General features: G+C 67.5%; 15 protein-coding genes. 7 read left to right on the plus strand and 8 right to left on the minus strand.

The window, feature by feature from the left end; genetic code table 11:
• Window positions 1-2 precede the first annotated feature (2 nt).
• Window positions 3-1124, plus strand: coding sequence for an anhydro-N-acetylmuramic acid kinase (locus tag M0L44_RS09545; protein ID WP_252769493.1), 1122 nt, complete (start codon window positions 3-5; stop codon window positions 1122-1124).
• A gap of 55 nt (window positions 1125-1179) precedes the next feature.
• Here M0L44_RS09545 and erpA read toward each other — a convergent pair whose 3' ends face one another.
• The 3 genes from erpA to rplM all read right to left on the minus strand — a co-directional run bounded on the left by erpA (window position 1180) and on the right by rplM (window position 2649).
• Complete coding sequence (gene erpA / locus M0L44_RS09550; RefSeq protein ID WP_252769494.1) at window positions 1180-1554, minus strand: iron-sulfur cluster insertion protein ErpA; 375 nt, start codon at window positions 1552-1554, stop codon at window positions 1180-1182.
• A 264-nt stretch (window positions 1555-1818) separates the two neighbouring features.
• Window positions 1819-2211 carry a 30S ribosomal protein S9 gene (rpsI, locus tag M0L44_RS09555; protein ID WP_252769495.1) on the minus strand — a complete coding sequence of 131 codons (393 nt, stop codon included), beginning with the start codon at window positions 2209-2211 and terminating at the stop codon, window positions 1819-1821.
• A 9-nt stretch (window positions 2212-2220) separates the two neighbouring features.
• Complete coding sequence (gene rplM / locus M0L44_RS09560) at window positions 2221-2649, minus strand: 50S ribosomal protein L13 (RefSeq protein ID WP_022981447.1); 429 nt, start codon at window positions 2647-2649, stop codon at window positions 2221-2223.
• A 337-nt stretch (window positions 2650-2986) separates the two neighbouring features.
• On the opposite strand from rplM, the gene M0L44_RS09565 reads away from it, so the two are divergent.
• Window positions 2987-3676: a GNAT family N-acetyltransferase gene (locus M0L44_RS09565; protein WP_252769496.1), complete on the plus strand. Its 690-nt coding sequence runs from the start codon at window positions 2987-2989 to the stop codon at window positions 3674-3676.
• 32 nt (window positions 3677-3708) lie between these two features.
• Complete coding sequence (locus M0L44_RS09570) at window positions 3709-4746, plus strand: serine/threonine protein kinase (protein WP_252769497.1); 1038 nt, start codon at window positions 3709-3711, stop codon at window positions 4744-4746.
• 10 nt (window positions 4747-4756) lie between these two features.
• On the opposite strand, the gene M0L44_RS09575 is transcribed toward M0L44_RS09570, so the two are convergent.
• Window positions 4757-5989 carry an outer membrane protein assembly factor BamB family protein gene (locus tag M0L44_RS09575; RefSeq protein WP_252769498.1) on the minus strand — a complete coding sequence of 411 codons (1233 nt, stop codon included), beginning with the start codon at window positions 5987-5989 and terminating at the stop codon, window positions 4757-4759.
• Window positions 5990-6293: 304 nt separating this feature from the next.
• Here M0L44_RS09575 and M0L44_RS09580 point away from each other — a divergent pair, with 304 nt between their 5' ends.
• The gene (locus tag M0L44_RS09580; protein ID WP_252769499.1) at window positions 6294-6803 is read left to right on the plus strand and encodes a CZB domain-containing protein; all 510 of its coding nucleotides are present in this window, start codon (window positions 6294-6296) and stop codon (window positions 6801-6803) included.
• Window positions 6804-6824: 21 nt separating this feature from the next.
• Here M0L44_RS09580 and htpG read toward each other — a convergent pair whose 3' ends face one another.
• Together htpG and M0L44_RS09590 are read right to left on the minus strand one after the other, a co-directional pair.
• Window positions 6825-8711 (minus strand): molecular chaperone HtpG, encoded by a 1887-nt coding sequence (gene htpG, locus M0L44_RS09585; protein WP_252769500.1) that lies wholly within the window; start codon window positions 8709-8711, stop codon window positions 6825-6827.
• Between the two features lie 102 nt (window positions 8712-8813).
• On the minus strand, window positions 8814-10508 hold the full coding sequence (locus tag M0L44_RS09590; protein ID WP_252769501.1) for an MBL fold metallo-hydrolase: 1695 nt from the start codon (window positions 10506-10508) through the stop codon (window positions 8814-8816).
• Window positions 10509-10587: 79 nt separating this feature from the next.
• On the opposite strand from M0L44_RS09590, the gene M0L44_RS09595 reads away from it, so the two are divergent.
• Window positions 10588-10890, plus strand: a complete 303-nt coding sequence (locus tag M0L44_RS09595) for a 2Fe-2S iron-sulfur cluster-binding protein (protein ID WP_252769502.1) — start codon at window positions 10588-10590, stop codon at window positions 10888-10890.
• Window positions 10891-11016: 126 nt separating this feature from the next.
• A complete protein-coding gene (locus M0L44_RS09600; RefSeq protein WP_252769503.1) occupies window positions 11017-12084 on the plus strand; it encodes a cyanophycinase in 1068 nt (355 codons plus the stop codon).
• Window positions 12085-12117: 33 nt separating this feature from the next.
• Here M0L44_RS09600 and M0L44_RS09605 read toward each other — a convergent pair whose 3' ends face one another.
• Together M0L44_RS09605 and M0L44_RS09610 are read right to left on the minus strand one after the other, a co-directional pair.
• The gene (locus tag M0L44_RS09605; protein WP_252769504.1) at window positions 12118-12729 is read right to left on the minus strand and encodes a UPF0149 family protein; all 612 of its coding nucleotides are present in this window, start codon (window positions 12727-12729) and stop codon (window positions 12118-12120) included.
• Window positions 12730-12806: 77 nt separating this feature from the next.
• The gene (locus M0L44_RS09610; protein ID WP_252769505.1) at window positions 12807-13226 is read right to left on the minus strand and encodes a VOC family protein; all 420 of its coding nucleotides are present in this window, start codon (window positions 13224-13226) and stop codon (window positions 12807-12809) included.
• A gap of 227 nt (window positions 13227-13453) precedes the next feature.
• Between M0L44_RS09610 and M0L44_RS09615 the strand changes: the two genes are divergently transcribed.
• Window positions 13454-14659, plus strand: a complete 1206-nt coding sequence (locus tag M0L44_RS09615; protein ID WP_252769506.1) for a hypothetical protein — start codon at window positions 13454-13456, stop codon at window positions 14657-14659.
• Window positions 14660-14790 lie beyond the last annotated feature (131 nt).

A 14790-nucleotide genomic window follows, 5' to 3' on the forward strand; every position in this document is an offset into this window, starting at 1 on the left:
CGATGGGCACGTCCGAGCTGCTGATCGGCCTGATGTCCGGCACCTCGCTGGACGGCGTCGATGGGGTGCTGGCCCGCTTCGACGGGCAGGGGCGCCCCACCGTGCTGGCCCACGCCCACCGCCCGTTCCCCACGGTGCTGCGCGACGAGCTGCTCGCGCTCAACCAGAGTGGGCACGATGAACTGCACCGCGGCGCCCTGGCGGGCAATGCCCTGGCCGAGGTGCAGTCCAACGTGGTGAGCGAGCTGCTGACGATCGGCGACGTGCCGGCGCAGGCGGTGCGGGCCGTGGGCTCGCACGGCCAGACGGTGCGCCACCGGCCCGGCGAGTTCGACGGCACCGGTTACACGCTGCAGCTCAACCAGCCCGCCCTGCTGGCCGAGCGCTGCGGCATCGACGTGGTGAGCGACTTCCGCAGCCGTGACGTGGCGGCGGGCGGCCAGGGCGCGCCGCTGGTGCCGGCCTTCCACGCCATGGTCTTCGGCGGCCAGACCACCGCCGCGGCCGCCCTCAACCTGGGCGGCATGGCCAACCTGACCCTGCTGCCTGCCGCGGGCGACGCCGCCCCGGTGCGCGGCTTCGACTGCGGCCCCGGCAACGCCCTGCTGGACTTCTGGATCCAGCGCGAACAAGGGCTGGCCTACGACGCGGACGGGCGGTGGAGCGCTGGCGGCCAGGTGGACGAGGCGCTGCTGGAACGCCTGCTCGACGAACCCTTTCTGCGCGTCGCGCCTCCGAAGAGCACCGGTCGCGACCTGTTCAATCCGGCCTGGCTGATGCCCCGTCTGACGGCCGAACTGAGGCCGCAGGATGTGCAGGCGACGCTGGCCGAATTCACGGCCCGCTGTGCCGCCGACGCCCTGCGCACCCAGGCACCCGACACCGCCACGCTGCTCTGCTGCGGCGGCGGCGCCCTGAACCGCGACCTGATGCACCGCCTGCAAGCCCTGCTGCCGCAGGTGCGCGTGGCCAGCACCGACGCGGCCGGCCTGCCACCACTGCAGGTGGAAGCCACCGCCTTCGCCTGGCTGGCCTGGGCTTTCCTGCACCGGCAACCGGGCAACCGGCCCGAGGTCACGGGTGCCCGGGGCCTGCGGGTGCTGGGCGCGCTGCATCCCGCCTGAAACGACACAGGCCGCCCGAAGGCGGCCTGTTGTGGCGCGAAAGTGCAGCCGGCGCTCAGACCGAGAAGCTCGAACCGCAGCCGCAGGTGGTGCTGGCGTTCGGGTTCTTGATCACGAACTGCGAGCCTTGCAGGTCTTCCTTGTAGTCGATCTCGGCACCAACCAGGTATTGCAGGCTCATGGCGTCGATCAGCAGGGTCACGCCGTTCTTGCTCATCTCCGTGTCGTCCTCATTGACGATCTCATCGAAAGTGAAACCGTACTGGAAGCCCGAGCAGCCGCCGCCCTGCACGAACACGCGCAGCTTCAGGTCCGGGTTGCCTTCCTCGGCCACCAGATCGGCCACCTTGGCCGCGGCGCTGTCGGTGAAGATGATGGGGGCCGGCATCTCGGTGCTGGCAAGGGCTTGGGTCTCGGCGACGGCGGTCATTCGGATGTCCTTCGAGGTGATGCGGGCGCCCCGGCCACCCGGCGGCGCGGCACCGAACAGGTGGTGGCGCCGCGGCGGCTTTCAAGGCGCAGGCCTGCATGTTCCCATGCCGGCCCATGTCCTTGCCAGGGGCGCGGGTTTGGCCGTTTCTGGTGGGCCACGCACTCGCGGCCCACCAGAAACGACAAAGGCCGCCCAACGCACAGGCTGGAACGGCCTTTTGATCCAGGGTGGCCACGCCGGGCGCAGCCACCAGGGGATCGATCAGCGCTTGCTGAACTGCTTCCTGCGACGGGCGCCGTGCAGACCGACCTTCTTACGCTCGACTTCACGGGCGTCGCGGGTCACGAAGCCGGCGCTGCTCAGCGCGGGCTTGAGGGCTGCGTCGTAGTCGATCAGGGCACGGGTGATGCCATGGCGCACGGCGCCGGCCTGGCCGGATTCACCGCCACCTGCGACGTTGACCTTGATGTCGAAAGCTTCGACGTTCTCGGTCAGCACCAGGGGCTGCTTGACCACCATGATGGAGGTCTGACGGCCGAAGTACTCGCCCACGGGCTTGCCGTTGACGACGATCTGGCCGGTGCCCTTCTTCAGAAAAACGCGGGCCACCGACGACTTGCGACGGCCGGTGCCATAGTTCCAATTACCGATCATCACCGCTCCTTAGATTTCCAGCGCTTTGGGCTGCTGGGCGGTGTGCGGATGCGTGTCGCCCGCATACACCTTCAGCTTCTTGATCATCGCGTAGCCCAGCGGACCCTTGGGCAGCATGCCCTTGACGGCCTTTTCCAGGGCGCGGCCCGGATGCTTGGCTTGCATGTCCTTGAACTTGGTGCCGTAGATGCCACCCGGGAAGCCGGAGTGACGGTAGTACACCTTGTCGTTGGCTTTGTTGCCCGTCACACGCAGCTTGTCTGCATTGACGATGACGATGAAATCGCCGGTATCCACGTGAGGGGTGTAGATGGCCTTGTGCTTGCCGCGCAAACGGAGTGCCACTTCGCTGGCAACACGTCCGAGCACCTTGTCGGTGGCGTCAATCACAAACCACTCGTGGACCACCTCGGCCGGCTTGGCGCTGAAGGTCTTCATGAGAGTCTCAGAGAACAGGAGAAACGGCTGTGCGAGTGGCCACGCGACGTGTCTTCGGCACTGCTTGGAAAAGGAACCGCCTCGCAGCGACGTTCCCGGCAGCCTCTCAGACCCACCGTGCAACCCGGGTCGAAGCCATGCTGGATGGTGTTCGAAACAGGCGCCACTCTCCCCGCCGATAACGGGAAAGCCGGAAAGTATAGCCCAACCCGGCCGGGCCAAACAAGTCATTGAAGCGGCAGAAGCCGTGCAGACTGCACTGCAGAATCCGTGGAAACCCTGTACAGTCCGGGTAAACCCTAGACCTGACACAGGCCTGTCACGCCTGAAGATGGCCATGCAAACCCTGAACACCCTGCCCTCCCCCCGCACCGCCGTCCGCAACCGCTGGATCCCCATCCGCGGACTGAGCGAGGCCAACCGGCCCGATGTGCTCGCACACCTGCTGGCGCTGTCGCCGTCGGATCGCTACCTGCGCTTCGGCTACGCCGCCAGCGACACCCAGATCGCGCGTTATGTCGCGTCGCTGAACTTCTTGCGCGACGACATCGCCGGGGTGTTCAACTGGAAGCTCGAGTTGATCGCGATGACCCATGTGGCCTATCTGGCCGAGGGTGGCACAGACTCGAACCTGGCGGAGTTCGGTGTCTCGGTGGCCGCCCATGCCCGCGGCCGAGGCTATGGCGCCCGGCTGTTTGACCACGCCGTGCTGCGAGCCCGCATCCGCGGGGTGGACACGATGATCATCCACGCCCTGACCGAGAACACCGCCATGCTGCGCATCGCGCGCAAGGCCGGCGCCACGGTGGAGCGCGAAGGCTCGGATTCCGAAGCTCGTCTCAAGCTGCCGCCGGAGAGCTTCGGCACCCGCCTGGAAGCCCTGATGTCGGACCAAGCCGCCGAGTTCGACTACAGCGTCAAGAGCCAGGCCCAGTTCATGCAACTGCTGAGTTCGTGGATGGGCGCCGATCTGGCCTGGCCCCCGCGCAAGCTGTCGGACGAACGCGAGTCGGCCATCGCCGAGTGAGTTCGCCGGCGGGCGCGGCGTACCATGCGCCGATGCCCGCTTCGCCACCCTTTGCCGGACTCGATCCGGCGACCGTCCTGCAAGCCCTGCATCTGGCCGGCCTGCCGCCCGATGGCCGGTTGCTGCAGCTGAACTCCTACGAGAACCGTGTCTGGCAGGCCCACCTGGACGATGGCCGGGTGGTGGTGACCAAGTTCTACCGCCCCGGCCGCTGGACCGATGCCCAGATCGCCGAGGAGCACGCCTTCGCCGCGGAGTTGGCGCAGGCGGATCTGCCCGTGGTGCCGCCGCTGGTGCTGCATCCGCTGGACAGCACGGGTCCGCTGCAGCTCTCCCCTGCCACCCCCACGCTGGCCCATGTCACGACCGATGAGGGCCAGGACTTCCGCTTCTCGGTGAGTGAGCGGCGCGTGGGTCGCGCGCCGGAACTGGAAGACCCGGAGGTGCTGCGCCGGCTGGGCCGGCTGCTGGGCCGGCTCCATGTGATCGGTGCGCGCGACCGCTTTGTGCACCGTCGCCGCATCGACAGCGCGACGCTCGGGCACGCGCCTCGCCAACGCCTGATCGACAGTCGGCGGGTCGATCCCGAGATCGACCACGCCTGGGTGCGGCTGAGCGCCCAGGCTCTGGCGCTGGTGGACGCCGTGATGGACCGTCATTCACCGGCCCGGCTGCTGCGCCTGCACGGCGACTGCCACCCCGGGAATGTGCTGTGGCGCGAGGAAGGGGCCTTCAGCGGCCCGAACCTGGTGGATCTGGACGACTGCGCCACGGGCCCCGCCGTCCAGGACCTGTGGATGCTGCTGCCTGGCGAGCGTGCGGCCGTGGCGGCCGCGCAGGACCATCTGCTCGACGGCTACCGCGACTTCATGGACTTCGATGACCGCGAGCTGCTGCTCATCGAGCCGCTGCGCACCCTGCGGATGATCCACCACAGCGCCTGGATCGCCGAACGCTGGGAGGACCCCGCCTTCCCCATCGCCTTCCCCTGGTTCGCTAGCCCGTCCTACTGGAGCCAGCAGGCCAACGAACTGCGCGAGCAGATCGACCGGATGGCGGAGTTGGCCTGATGGGCCAGCGTCACTTGAGGCGGACGGCCACCATGCGGCCAGTGCTCTCCCCGCAACCCTCATTGATCGTCAGCGTGCCGGTCGCAGAAAGCGCCAGCTCACCCGGAATGGGAATGGACCAGACGGATTGATGGGTGTTCAGATCAATCGCGTGCACGGCTCTGTCCGTGCTCACGAACACATGGGTCTTAGTGGCGATCACATTGCGGCAGAACTGACTTGCCCCGTCGGTCGGGGTCCAAGACCATTGCACCCGACCACTGGTCTCATCCATGGCTGCCAAACGCAGCGGCGTGCGGCTCCCCGCGAAAACCAAGCCGTTTGCCAACGCCGGCTGCGTGGTGTAAAGGTCGGCACTGCGCCACTCCAGGGTCTTGCCTTGCAAGTCGAAGCTGACCACAGAACGGTCGTAGTAGCCGCCCGTACTGGCTGAGGCACGCCCACTGAAGTTCTCACCGCTCAGCGCCAGCACGCGCTGCCTCTGGGTCACGATCGGTGCGCCGATATAGCTGTAGCCACCGGTGTACGAAGGCGCTGGATCCACGATACTGGTCACCGCGCCGCTATCACGATTGATGATGTAGAGGGCGTCACCCGCATACACATAGTTGTTCACACCATCGGTGGCGGGTGTGTACAGGTCAACCTGGGGCAAGGAGGTGAAGCTGCGCTGCACCCCCGTCTTGGACTTGAACGTGTAGAGGCCCCCGTAATAGCCACCGTTGGTGTTCACGGTTCCCCGTCCCACGAGAGGTGCCAGATAGTGTTCCCATTGGGCGGAAAACGGCGTCTTCCATAGCAAGGCTCCAGACTGGGCATCGAATTGATGCATGTAGGTCGCTTCATGCCCACTGGTCGCCACACTCACATGCCCGTCGTGCAAAGTGGGCGGATTCAGTGCAGGTGTGTCAGCAGGGAACTCGTGCGCCCACTGCACCTGGCCCGTCAATTCATCGAGCACATAAAGCGCCTGCGGACTGAAATAGTCATCGTCCGTGACTGCGATCAAGCCACCAGCCATGGTGACAGGGTTAATGAACCGCATGACGCCGTCAGCGGCGTGAGGGCTGGTCCACTGCCAAACCTGGCGGAACTTGGCAGGCTTGAAGGACTGCGCCACGAAACCCGTGTGCTGAGCATTGCCCTGATAGTTGTCCCAATCGCTCGCAGCCCAAACCGGAGCCACTGGCAGGAACGCGGAAAAAACGAGCGCGACTGCGCTCCGCCCATTGTGAATGCGCATGAATCACCTCCCCTGGGGTTGTAGATGTTGTATCTGCGTAGAGACCATCTCGATCTCCAGCCGCCTCATGTTAGCGGCTATCGCAGCGCACCCTCAAAGTGGTTGGAGGGGAGATGCATCAGCGCATCAGAGAACGGCCCGCGACCGGCAATGACCGACCCAAGGCCCCGCCGGGTCGTCGAATCCGGGAGGACTGGCGAGGCATTGGCCAGGGCCTCACGATCCACGCGAACAAATCGACCGCCTGCAGAATCTGCATTAGGATCAATGGCAATACCTCCTACCGTAGGCGACAAGGGGACACATGATGAAGTTCACGGCATGGATCCGGGCCTTGGCCGGGCGCAGCCGCAGCGAAGCCCCCGAAGACGCGGAGGGCACGTCGTCCAGCCTGATGGCCACCCACCCCCCGGAAGAGGCCGGCCAGGGCGAAATCGGCGGACTGGACTTTGCCGCCGCCATCCGTGCCCATCAGGCGTGGAAGGGACGGCTGCAGGCCGTGGTGAACGGAGAGTCGCAGGAGCAGTTGCGGTCTGCGGACGTCAGCCCGGACGACCGCTGCGTGCTGGGCCAGTGGCTGCACGGCCCGGGCTGCCAGGGCTTTCAGGGCGAGTCCCTGCTCGACACGGTGCGCACGGCCCATGCCCGCTTCCACCTGATGGCGGGTGCGGTGCTGCGGGCGGTCGAGGAGGGCCGCCCCCAGGACGCTCGCCAGTTGCTGGCCAGCGATTACCATCGCGCCTCGGTCCAGGTGCAGGGCAAGCTGGCCGAGCTCTTCCTGCATGCCACGGGCAGCGAACGGGCCACGCCCTGATCCGCTGCCCGGCCAGCGGCCTCAGGCCGCCGGTGCCAGCAGGCGCGTCACGCGCTGCACATAGCCCGCCGGGTCGTCGAGCTGACCGCCTTCAGCCAGCAGGGCCTGGTCGAACAGGATCTGGGCCAGATCGTCGAAACGGGGGTCGTCGGCCAGACGTTTGACCAGCGCGTGCTCGGGGTTGACCTCGAGGATGGGCTGGGCGTCCGGCGCGGCCTGTCCCGCCTGCTTGAGCAGGCGCGCCAGGTGGGCGCTCATGTCGCCCTCTTCCACCACCACGCAGGCGGGCGAGTCGACCAGCCGGGTGGTGACGCGCACATCCTTGGCGCGGCCCTTCAGGGCCTCCTTCAGGCGCTCCAACACAGGCTTGAAGGTCTCGGCCACTTCCTCGGCCTTCTTCTTCTCCTCCTCATCCTGCAGCTGGCCCAGGTCCACGGCGCCCTTGGCCACGCTCTGCAGCATGCGGCCCTCGAACTCGTGCAGGTGCGACAGCAGCCACTCGTCCACACGGTCGGTCAGCAGCAGCACCTCGATGCCCTTCTTGCGGAAGATCTCCAGCTGCGGGCTGTTCTTGGCGGCAGCCAGGCTGTCGGCGGTGATGACGTAGATCGCCTCCTGGCCTTCCTTCATGCGGGCCACGTAGTCGGCCAGCGAGACGCCTTCGTCGGCGTGCGTGGAGGCGAAGCGCAGCAGCTTGGACAGGCGCTCGCGGTTGGCGAAGTCTTCGCCCACGCCTTCCTTGAGCACCGCGCCGAACTCCTTCCAGAAGTCGGCGTACTTGGCCTTGTCCTCGGCGCTGTCGCTGTCGGCCAGGCTCTCCAGCATGCCCAGCACCCGCTTGGTGGAGCCTTCGCGGATGGCCTTCACGTCGCGGCTTTCCTGCAGCAGTTCGCGGCTGACGTTGAGCGGCAGGTCGGCCGAGTCGATCACGCCCTTGACGAAGCGCAGGTAGGCCGGCATCAGGGCCTCGGCGTCGTCCATGATGAAGACCCGCTTGACGTAGAGCTTCACGCCCCCACGCTTGTCGCGGTTCCACAGGTCCATCGGCGCCTTCTTCGGGATGTAGAGCAGCTGCGTGTACTCGCTGCGGCCCTCCACCCGGTTGTGGGTGTAGGCCAGGGGCGGCTCGCTGTCGTAGCTGATCTGCTTGTAGAAGTCCTGGTACTCGGCGTCGGTGACCTCGCTCTTGGAACGGGCCCACAGGGCCGCGGCCTTGTTGACGGTTTCCCACTCGTCGGTCACGACCTGCTTGGCTGCCTCCGCGTCCCAGGTCTCCTGCTTCATCAGGATGGGCAGCGAGATGTGGTCGCTGTACTTGCTGATGATGGCCTTCAGGCGCCAGGTGGAGAGGAACTCGGCTTCCTCGTCACGCAGGTGCAGGATGACGTCGGTGCCACGCTCGGCCCGGGCAATGGCTTCCAGCTCGTACTCGCCGGTGCCCTCGCTGCTCCAGCGCATGGCCTGGTCGGCCGGCAGGCCGGCGCGGCGGCTTTCGACCGTGATGCGGTCGGCCACGATGAAGCCGGAGTAGAAGCCCACGCCGAACTGGCCGATCAGGTTGGCGTCCTTCTTCTGGTCCCCTGAGAGCTTGGCCATGAAGTCGCGGGTGCCGCTCTTGGCGATGGTGCCCAGATGGGCCGCGGCCTCCTCGGCGCTCATGCCGATGCCGTTGTCACGGATGGTCAGGGTCTTGGCCTCGGCGTCGAAGAACACCCGCACCTCGAGGTTGGGCGCGTCCTCGTACAGCTCGGGATGGTCCAGGGCCTCGTAGCGCAGCTTGTCACAGGCGTCCGAGGCGTTGGACACCAGCTCCCGCAGGAAGATCTCCTTGTTGGAGTACAGCGAGTGGGTGACCAGGTGGAGGATCTGCTTGACCTCGGCCTGGAAGGCATGGGTTTGCTTGCTCATCGTTGCGTGAACTCTGGGTCTGTGGGAATGGAATGGGGCCCTGCACGGGCTTCAAACGCGTGATGTGGGGGCGCTCCGCGTTTTTTCAAGAGGCCCCGGAATTCAAACGCCCTGCCAGCACCCCTGGGCTTCGGTGGCCAGGCCCTCGGCCTGCAGCTTGAGCAGGTGGGCCCGCAGCGAGCGCTCTGCCACGGCGTGCCGCGCCGCGGGCACATCGCCGTAGACCTGGGGCAGCAACTCGGCCAGGGGGGCCGGTCCGGATCGGTCGCGCAGGGCGGCCAGCACCTTGGCTTCCCGGGCCAGCCGGTGGTCGATCAGGCGCTGGAACTCGTTCGCCGGCGCCTCGATCAGGAAGCCGTGCCCCGGGGCCAGCCACTGCAACGGCAGCGATTTCAGCCCCTGCAGCGAGGCCAGGTAAGCCGCCATGTCGCCGTCGGGGGGGTTGATCACCACGGTGGAGCCCTGCATCACATGGTCGCCGGTGAAGAGCAGGGCTTCCTCCTGCAGCCACCAGCAGACGTGGTTGGCGGCGTGTCCGGGCGTGTGCACCGCCCGCAGCGTGCAGTCCTCGCCCAGGGGCCAGCATTGCCCGTCCTCGGGCGACGCATGCGGCTCAAAGGCCGTGTCCTGCCACTCGGCGTGCCGGGCCGGCAGGCCGACCAGGCGCGCGCCGGTCAGGGCCTGCAGCCGCCGGGCAGCCGGTGAATGGTCCGGATGGGTGTGCGTCACCAGGATGTGGGTGATGCGCCGGGCCCCCGCCGCGGCCAGCACGGCCTGCAGATGGGCTTCGGTGTGGGCATCCTCGGGCCCCGGGTCCAGCACCGCCACCTCGTGGTGACCGGGCGAGCCGATCAGGTAGGTGTTGGTGCCTGGGCCGGTCATCATCGAACCATTGCCGCAGGTGATGCGCTGCACGCGCGGTGAGAGCGTGACGACGCGCTCTGGCGTGAGCGCGATCCACACATCGCCGCGACCCTCCGGGTCCAGGCGGCCGATCTCGGCATAAGGCAGTTCATGCGGCAGCACGGGGCGCTTGCCCTGGGCGTCCTGGCCCAGGCGCGGGAACTGGCGCTGAACGCGCGTCGCCTGCCGCGCCGCCTCCAAGGCCGCGTCCACCGTGGGATGGGCCGCCAGCCCCTGCAGCAGGGCCCGCGTGACCGGCAGCATGCGCAGGCCCGCCGCCAGAGCCTGGTCGGGCGTCATCCAGGCCAGCTCCAGTGCCTCGCCTGCGTCGGCCTGCGCGTCTTGCCCCTGCGGCGCCCGAGCCAGGAAGAAACGGGTGTCGAAACGGGGCTTCATACCCAGAGGCGTCAGCCAGTGGGCCAGGTAGACCAGCCGGTCCACGGCCAGCATCAACCCCGCCTGGCGCACCCAATCGGCAAAGGACTGGCCGTCCTGCAGGCCCGGGCGGACCACGGGCGCCTGTCGCAGGGCAGCGTCCGGCCCCTCGGCCAACAGCAGCCCCACTTCCTCGAAACACTCACGCACCGCGGCGATGGCGTAGTCCAGGCCGCGACAGGGCAGTTGCATGCGCTGGCTGAACTGGGCGTCCTGGCCCAGCGCGCGGTCGTGCAAGCCCGGGTCGGCCGCATCCAGCACGCCCCCCGGAAACACCCAGACCCCGCTGCGCATGTCGCCATCGCGCACAGCCCGGCGCAGCAGCAGCACCTGCGGGCCACCCTCGGCATCGCGCAGCAGCAGCACGCTGGCCGCGCGCCGGGTGCCGGCCAGCGCGCTGTCATCCGGCCAGGGGCCGCCCGGGGGCCATTGCGCCAATGTGTCCGTCGGGGCATTCATCCATGTCTCCTTTGTCGTGTTCTGTCGGGTCACGCAGACGTCACAGTCTAAGGAGTTCCGCGGCGGCTACAGTGCCGGCATGTCTGACGCCCTGCCGCCCGTCGTGCACCTGCGCATCGAGCCGCTGGGCCGCGTGGTGCCCATCCCCGCGGGGCAAAGCCTGCTGGAGGCGGCCGACGCGGCGGGCATCCGCCTGCCCCGCTCCTGCCGCAACGGCACCTGCCGGACCTGCCGCTGCCACCTGCTGGCAGGCGCGGTTCGCTACCGCATCGACTGGCCCGGCCTGAGCGCCGAGGAACGCGCCGAGGGCGAGGTGCTGCCTTGCGTGGCCGAAGCCCTGGAGGACGTCACCTTGTTGGTGCCCGGCGCCCGGATGCGCTGAACTGTCCTTTCGGCCCCATCGGCTGTCGCAGAACGGTCAGATTCAGGTCTGATCCTTGCTTGGTGTCGCCCATGGCCCGGGCGTGTCCCGGGGCCCCTCGCCGACTGCCCACCCCTGGAGGACACGATGCCTGGATTGCCGAGCCTTTCCTGCCGCAGCTGGCGCCGACTGCTTTGCGCCACCCTCGGATGGCTGAGCCTGGGCCTGGCCCAGGCCGAGGGAGACAGCCTGGTGTTGCACCGGCTCGGCGCTGCGGAAAACGCGGTGGCCGCCCTGCGCGGCCCGGCCCTCTACCTCAAGGGCGATGGTCCGCCGGACAGCGCCTCGTTTGCCGCCTTCCTGCGCCAGGTCTCGGGCGATCGGCTGGATGTGGTGGTGCTGGGGGCCAGCTACCCCGACTGGGAAGGCGAATGCCGCACGATCACGGGGCTGGACCAGGTCAACTCCTGCACCACCATCGTGATCCGCCAGCCGCAGGACGCCGCTGACCCCGCCGTGCTCGACGCGATCCGGCGGGCCGAGGTGGTTTACTTTCGCGGCGGCGACCAGTGCAACTTCATGCACTGGCGCGACAGCCCGCTGCCCGCGGCGGTGCGCCAGGTGGTGCAGCGCGGCGGTGGCACCGGCGGCGGCAGCGCCGGTCTGGCCATCCAGGGCTCGCTGGCGGTGTACGACGGTTGCCAGGGCAGCGTGACCTCACCCTCGGCGCTGGCCGAGCCCTACCGGGACAACGTCAGCTTCAGCGAGCATTTGTTCGACTGGTCTGCCCTGCGCAACACGCTGACCGACAGCCACTTCGTCAAGCGCGACCGGATGGGCCGCATGATGGCCTTTCTGTGCCGGCAACTGGCCGTGGGCCACACGGCCCAGGCGTGGGGTCTGGGCATCAACGAGGGGGCGGCCGTGGTGATTGACCGCAACGGCCTGGGCACCGTCCATGGCGACACGGCCTACATGGTGCTGGCCGACCGCCCTTCGGAAAGCTGCCACCAGGGCGCGGACCCCGTCAGCTATGCCGGCTACAAGGTCTGGCGGCTGGATGCCGGGCAGCAGTTCGACTTCAACCAACGCCCTCGGACCGGCTACTACCGGGTGGACGTGGTCCAGGGCGCCCTCACCACGGACCCCTACGAACCACCCGCTGCGGCCCACACGCTGGCCTTGCGCGAGCCGGATCGCCTGGACGGTCTCTGATCCCGCGGCCGGCCGCGACCCGGCTTGCAGCGCTCAGGCGCCGCTGCGCCGCTCCAGCAGCGCCAGCACCGCAGCGGGCACGCTGCGGCTGAGTGAATCCACCACCTCGGGATCGTCCAGGTCCGCAGCCTCGTTGCCGTCTTGCGCTTCGCCGCCCAGCAGCGCGATGGGCACCAGCAAAGGCCCGATCGCCGGGTCGTCCCAGAGCGGCTCCCAGTCTTCGGCCGCCAGATCGGTGGCCTGCAGGAAGCCGGTGCACCAGTCCCGGGCATCCACCCAGTCGCGTTCGTCGCCTTCGGCCACGCTGAAGATGGGCTCCCACTGCTCGGGATCGTCCCGCCACTGGCAGGCCAGCGCCTGCAGATGGCGCAGCACCAGCACCGTGGTGTTCTTGCGCTGACGCTGGCTGGGAAACGGCGCGGCTTCCTCGCCATCACCGCCCCACACCAGGGGCAGCCACTGGGCCGTGCCCAGGCGCTCCAGCACCCCCGGCAGCAGCCACAAGCCACTCAGATAGCCGTCCATGCCCTCGATGTTCATGGCCGCTTCGCTGGGCAGGGAGGCCAGCAACTCGTCGAGTTGCTGGAGTTCGGCATCGCTCAGCGGGGTGTTGGGCGAGGCGGGATTGAAGTCAGGGTAGTTCATGGCGGGGAAGGATCAGGGCCGGAGGCACCACGTCGCCGACGCGGTGCGCCATTCTCGCGCGGGATCCCCCACCCCGCTCACCAGGTGCCGGTGTTGGGCATCGAGGCCCAGGGTTCGGCCGGGGGCAGCGCACTGCCTGCCTGCAGCAGTTCGACCGAAATCTGGTCCGGCGAGCGCACAAAGGCCATGCGCCCGTCACGCGGCGGGCGCAGGATGGTGACACCCTGGGCCTGCAGCCGGGCGCAGGCGGCGTAGATGTCTGGCACTTCGTAGGCCACATGGCCAAAGTTGCGGCCACCGGTGTAGGCCTCGGGGTCCCAGTTGTGCGTCAGCTCGATCTGGGCGGCGTGGTCGCCCGGGGCAGCCAGGTAGATCAGCGTGAAGCGCCCCTGGGGGTAATCGTCCCGGCGCACCACTTCCAGGCCCAGCGCATCACGCCAGAAGTGCAGGGAGGGCTCGACCTCGGTGACGCGCACCATGGTGTGAAGGTATTTCATGCTCATGCGGTCACTTTACGGGCTTTCGTCTGCCATGAATTGGCACGGGTCTTGCCGTGCATAGTTCACAGCCCACCGGGGCGGGTCGTATCACGGTTTAGGGATAGGGCTGTCACAGGTGAATGTGAAAATTAGGGACAGGTGTATCCCGAAGTTCATGCCCTCGGGCAAAGGCGAAGATCTTGAAACTCACATTTCCTTTCTTCTTCTCCGGCCCTCTGAAGGGGATGACCGGAGCCTGTCTGGCCGTTCTGGCCATCACCAACACCCAGGCCGCGACCGTGCCCGTCACGGGCTACGCGCCCAACGAGATCCTGGCCAACATCCGTGTCGATCTGCTCGACTCGGAGTTCAGCCAGTCCCGCAGCATGTTCACCTGGTGCGATTACCAGGGCCACCTGTGGGTGGGCAAGGTGGATCCGGCCACCGGCAACATCCTCAACCCCACCTACAAGCTGATCGACAGCGACGCCATCACCCCGGCGGAGATGAGCGTCACCACCAATGGCCCGGAGTGGATTTCCACGTCCACCGGCGACCACATCGTCTACACCAAGTTCGTGGCGGGACAGACGCCGTCCGCCAAGTCCGCCCGGCTGGCCTACGCCCAACTGAACGGCGATGGCTCGGTCAACACGGTGTCGGTGCTGGGCCCGGACCTGCCGCGCAACGCCCCCTATGCGAGCGACGACGAGGGCGATGCCACCCCTCGCATCAGCTATGTCGACCAGTACAACCGCCACTACTGGCGCTACCTGAACGACGACACCAGCGAGAAGCAGATCAAGGGCATGAAGGCCACGCCCAAGCCGGTGTCCGTGCGTTTCGTGCGCGGTGCCAATGCACTGGTCTACTCGCAGGAGGTGAACGGCGTGAAGCAGGTCTTCATGCTGAAGATGGACAGCGGCAAGCTGACCCAGATCACCACCGACGACGGTGACAAGGACCTGCGCACCGTGCCCTGGATGTGGTCCGCACCCGAGTTCAGCGGCAAGCTGGTGCTGATGACGACGGTCAACGAGAACCAGCTGCGCTTCTACCGCATGATGGACAAGGACGGCGACGGCGTGTCGACCTGGACGCTGTTCAACACCATTGCCATGCCGACGGGCACCACGGTGGCCTCGCCCGAGCCGTTCATCTACAACGGCAAGTCCTACGTGTCGCTGGCCCTGACCGACACCGCCATCGGCTTCCCGTCCTCGATCTGGCTGAGCACGGTGAACCCCAAGAACGCCGCCTTGTGGAAGGTCAGCGACGACAGCAGCCTGCGCGTGCGCATGGACCCGGAGGTCTACATCACCGACAACGGCCCGGTGGTGTTCTACAACCGCTTCGACCCCAGCAAGGCCACGGGCGACCAGCCGCCCTGGTGCAGCGCCTGCTCGGAGGGGCTGTTCCGCTCGACCTCGGGCATCCTGCCGGGCAACTGAGTCACCTGCCCGCAGCACCCACACCACAGCCGGCCCCGTGCCGGCTGTTCTGTCATTGGCCGAGCCGCACGGCTGTGCCAACATGAACAGCGCCGCAGCACCGCGGCGTTCATGCCCTGGTGGGCGCCCTC

Origin of the sequence: Ideonella oryzae (genome assembly GCF_024055665.1) — a bacterium.
GTDB lineage: Bacteria > Pseudomonadota > Gammaproteobacteria > Burkholderiales > Burkholderiaceae_C > Ideonella > Ideonella oryzae.